The organism is Sphingomonas sp., assembly GCF_048594985.1.
Lineage (GTDB): Bacteria > Pseudomonadota > Alphaproteobacteria > Sphingomonadales > Sphingomonadaceae > Sphingomonas_I.
On sequence record NZ_JBMDXG010000233.1, the window covers coordinates 1 to 3,167 of the forward strand.

3 protein-coding genes are annotated in these 3,167 nt (G+C 68.8%); 1 reads left to right on the forward strand and 2 read right to left on the reverse strand.

The window, feature by feature from the left end:
- Positions 1–211: 211 nt before the first annotated feature.
- Positions 212–1,204 carry an alpha/beta hydrolase gene (locus ACOJSF_RS09230; RefSeq protein WP_420141919.1) on the forward strand — a complete coding sequence of 331 codons (993 nt, stop codon included), beginning with the start codon at positions 212–214 and terminating at the stop codon, positions 1,202–1,204.
- Positions 1,205–1,276: 72 nt separating this feature from the next.
- On the opposite strand, the gene ACOJSF_RS09235 is transcribed toward ACOJSF_RS09230, so the two are convergent.
- Both ACOJSF_RS09235 and ACOJSF_RS09240 read right to left on the reverse strand, forming a co-directional pair.
- On the reverse strand, positions 1,277–2,113 hold the full coding sequence (locus ACOJSF_RS09235) for a TorF family putative porin (protein ID WP_420141920.1): 837 nt from the start codon (positions 2,111–2,113) through the stop codon (positions 1,277–1,279).
- 154 nt (positions 2,114–2,267) lie between these two features.
- The coding region (locus ACOJSF_RS09240; RefSeq protein WP_420141921.1) for a SulP family inorganic anion transporter at positions 2,268–3,167 on the reverse strand (900 nt) is incomplete at its 5' end.

Below are 3,167 nucleotides of genomic sequence, written 5' to 3' on the forward strand. Positions count from 1 at the left end.
CCGCGCCCGCCATCCATAGAGCCCGACCGATCCGCGCCATCCTCGACATCCTCCCTCGTTTCGACGTGGGCTACCGAAAAACGGCCGACGTGCCAGCACCCAAATGGTCGGGGGTGATGCCCGCCGCTTCCAGAGGGTTGCCGATGGCGGGACGTCGACCGATGAAGCCGGTATGAGCCGCGGACCGCGAGTTCGCGGCGGGAGGAGAGCAATGCTGGATCGTCGTCAGGCCCTGCTATCGGCGATGGGTGCGGGCCTTGCCGCCGCCGCTTCGGCGCAGACGCCGCCGCCCGGGCACGGCACCGGCCGCAGCAGGCATCCCGACCCGACCGAGACGATCGACCTGTGGCCCGATATGCCGCCCCAGACCGCACGGCCGCTGCCGGTGGAAAGGGCGGTCGAACGCAGCACGGCGGACGGCGTGGGCGACCGCGAGGTGCGGGGCATCGCGCGGCCGAGGCTAGTGGTGTTCCGCCCCGCGCGGCCCAATGGCTGCGCGGCCCTGGTCAGTCCGGGCGGGGGCTATCGCTATATCGTGATCGACAAGGAGGGCTATGAAATGGCCCGCTGGCTGTCGGCGCGCGGCTGGACGGTGTTCGTCCTGTTCTATCGCCTGCCGGGCGAGGGATGGACCGACCGAGCGAACGTACCCCTGTCGGACGCGCAGCGCGCGATGCGGCTGATTCGGGCGCGGGCGGACGCCTATGGCCAGCGCCGCGACCGGATCGCGGCGATCGGCTTTTCGGCGGGCGGGCATCTATGCGCAGATCTGGCGACGCGCTTTGCGATCCCTGTCTATCAGCCGGTGGACGCCGCCGACCGGCTGAGCGCGCGGCCCGACATTGCCGCGCCGATCTATGCGGTCCAGTCGATGGCGCTGCCGGTGGCGCATGCGGGATCGCGCACGGCGCTGCTGGGGCCGGACGCGACCCCGGCGATCGAGCGCGCGCACACGCCGGCCGTCAACCTGACCGCCGCGACGCCGCCCCTGTTCCTGGCGCATGCCGAGGATGACGGCGCGGTGCCGGTGGAGAACAGCCTTGCGCTGCGCGCCGCCGCGCGCGCGGCGGGCGTGCCGGTCGAGACGCAGCTGTTCGAGGAGGGCGGGCACGGCTTCGGACTGCGGGCGGCGGCGGGCAAGCCGGCCGCGCTGTGGCCCGAACTGTTCGCGCGGTGGGCCGCCGGCAGGGGATTTGCGGCCTGACCTTGGGGGCGCCGAGCCCCCGAGGGGCCGGGGCGGCATGACCGCCCCGGCGTCGGGATCAGACGGGTTCGATCAGAAGGCGGCGGTGATGCTGAACACCACCTGCGCACCCGAAATCGGGCCATTGTCCTTGGTCGAGGAGAAATTGGGCTGCAGATAAGCGGCCTCGCGCCAGCTGATGTCGGTATCGACATAAGCGACGCCCAGCGTGAGCGGCGTGCCCTTGATCGCGAGATCGGCGCCGAGCATCCAGTCCCAATAGGTGCCGGTCGGCGCGACGCTGGTGCCATTGGGGCCGAGGCCCGAATTGCCGTCCGAATAGCCGATATGCGCCTTGAGCGTCAGCGGCGTGTTCGGGACGCCGGCGGAGGCATCGCCCCACAGATACAGATTGTCTTCCTTGTCGCCCGGATCGGTGTAGACGCCCGCCGAGGCATCGGCGCCGGACGCATACCATTTGCCGAGCGCCTGCTGCTTGGGCGCATAGGCGACGCCCGCGAGCAGCGAGACGGGACCGGCGGTGCCGCTGAGCTTGATATAGGGCTCGGCGAAGTCGGTCTCGCTGGCGCCACCCGGATACATATACCACGTCAGACCGACATCGAGCGCGCCGCCGCCGACCGGAACCTTGAAGCCGCCGATCAGGTCGAGCTCGGTATTCGAGCCGCCGAACGTGCCCCAGCCCGAGAGGTTGGAACCCCAGGTGCCGACATAGAAACCGCTTTCGTGCGAGATGGTGATGCCGCCCTGAACGGCGAGTTCCTCGTCGCTCTGCGAGACACCGCGGAAACGGTAATCGGACACGAGGCCGACGCTGCCCGAAACGGTGAACGGCGAGGTGGGCGCTTCCTGCGCGAATGCGGGGGTGGCCGCGACGATGGCCGCAATCGCGGCGAGACGGTAAAACATGGAACGTTCCCCTTTATCGGTGTGAACGTTCCTCCTGCATCCGACGAGCCAGGCTTCTCGCGCTAAGGCGGTGCCAGTGGTCTCACCGGATGCAGGACAGCTAGAGGTTTAAACGTAAATGCGTTGTTTCTGGATTGTTACAATAGATTGCTGATCAGGCGGCGATCAGCTTTGCGACGGAATCGCGCGCGCCCTGTAACTCTACGGCACCACCCTTCGCGCGACGGCGCTGCAACCAGTCGCGGAGCATCTCCGCACAGGTGTGGTCGATCGCCTCCAGCCGCGCCAGATCGAGGCGGAAGGGGCGATCCGCCGGCACGCCGTCGAGCGCCCGGTTGAGCTTCGGCAGCGTGACGAAGGTGGCGGTGCCATCCAGGGCGAGGCGCGATTCGCCCTCGGCCTGGAACGAGTCGACCTTCAGCTTGAGGCGGCGCGCATGCGGCAGCAGTTCAAGCAGCGAGAGAGAAAGCCCGACGAGCACGCCCGTCAGAAGATCGGTCGCGACCACCATCACGAACGTCGCGGCCCAGATCAAAGCGGGCAGGACGCCGTAATTGTGGAACAGGTGCTTGGCATGCGTCAGGCTGACCAGGCGCCAGCCCGTGACGACGAGGATGCCCGCAAGCGAGGCCATCGGGATTTCGCGCAGCACCCACGGCAGCAGCGCGACGAAGCCGAGGATCCAGACGCCGTGCATGATCGCCGAGCGGCGGGTCATGGCGCCCGCCTGAACGTTGGCGGAACTGCGGACGATGACGCCGGTCATCGGCAGCGCACCGGCGAGGCCGCACAGCATGTTGCCGACGCCTTGCGCGCGCAGTTCCTTGTCATAATCGGTGCGGACGCCGTCGTGCATCTTGTCCACCGCGGCGGCCGACAGCAGCGTTTCGGCGCTGGCGATGAAGGCGATGGCGAGCGCGGTGACGATCAGGCCGGGATCGGCCATCGACGCGAGGAAGCCGTCGCCCGGGGGCACGACCGCCGAGGCGATCGATTCGGGCACGACGACCTTGGCAACGTCGAGCCCGGCGATCACCGTCACCAGCGTCGCGGC

Bases quoted from the DNA above. Each gene is read 5' to 3' on its own strand.
- ACOJSF_RS09235 (WP_420141920.1), bottom strand. From the start codon at position 2,113: ATGTTTTACCGTCTCGCCGCGATTGCGGCCATCGTCGCGGCCACCCCC.
- ACOJSF_RS09230 (WP_420141919.1), top strand. From the start codon at position 212: ATGCTGGATCGTCGTCAGGCCCTGCTATCGGCGATGGGTGCGGGCCTT.